At 47.0% G+C, this 1066-nt stretch carries 1 protein-coding gene; it reads left to right on the top strand.

The annotated features are described in order from the left end of the window. The coding region (locus tag R7P35_RS26090; RefSeq protein ID WP_318093376.1) for a TRAP transporter large permease at positions 1-894 on the top strand (894 nt) is incomplete at its 5' end. Positions 895-1066: the final 172 nt, after the last annotated feature.

Genomic DNA, 1066 nt, shown 5'->3' with positions numbered 1-1066 from the left:
ATGGTGGTGTATGCAGCGGCGACCGATGTGTCAGTAGGGCGTATGTTCCTTGGTGGTGTGATCCCGGGTTTGCTGGCTGGCGTGATGTTGATGATCGCTATCTACATTGCGGCGAGGATTAAGAATCTACCTAAGCAACCATTCGTGGGATGGAAAGAAACGTTTGATGCAGCCAAAGATGCGAGTTGGGGCTTGTTGCTGGTGGTGATCATCCTTGGCGGTATCTATGGCGGTATTTTCACACCAACAGAAGCTGCGGCAGTTGCGGCGGTGTACTCATTCTTTATCGCGAACTTTATCTATAAAGACATGGGACCATTTGCTGATAAGCAAAACACCAAACCAGCGATCGTCAAAGTGATTCAGACCTTTGTGCATGAAGACACTAAGCATACCTTGTATGAAGCGGGCAAGCTTACCATCATGCTGCTGTTTATCATTGCTAATGCACTGATCTTAAAACACGTACTGACTGAAGAACGTATCCCTCAGATGATCACGGAATCGATGCTGTCTGCGGGGCTTGGGCCAATTACGTTCTTGATAGTTGTAAACTTGTTGCTCCTGATCGGTGGTCAGTTTATGGAGCCTTCGGGCTTATTGATCATCGTTGCTCCTTTGGTGTTCCCAATTGCCATTGCGCTGGGCATCGACCCAATTCACCTCGGTATTATGATGGTGGTGAACATGGAAATCGGCATGATAACGCCACCAGTCGGGTTGAACCTGTTTGTAACGGCTGGGGTGGCAAGAATGTCGATGATGAATGTTGTAAAAGCGGCATTGCCATGGGTGGGTGTCATGTTCTTGTTCTTGATAATTGTGACTTATGTACCTTGGGTATCAACCTGGCTACCAACGACCTTGATGGGGCCAGAAATAATCACTAAATAACGCATTTTCCGAATTACATTCACGCAACCAAAAAGAGGTGTGAGCAATCACACCTCTTCGTCTATGGATTTAAAATCTTGTTTTCTCGGATCGGGATGGACTCTGCGCTCATAACCGTGCCACTTCTTTTTGTTTTTACGTCGGTCTTCACCGGAGCGCCTTTCTTCTTGAT

Source organism: Vibrio sp. Vb0304 (assembly GCF_033338995.1).
GTDB classification, from domain to species: Bacteria; Pseudomonadota; Gammaproteobacteria; order Enterobacterales; family Vibrionaceae; genus Vibrio; species Vibrio alginolyticus.
The sequence above is the reverse complement of the archived record's forward strand: the minus strand, read 5'-3'. Positions and strand labels throughout refer to the sequence as shown.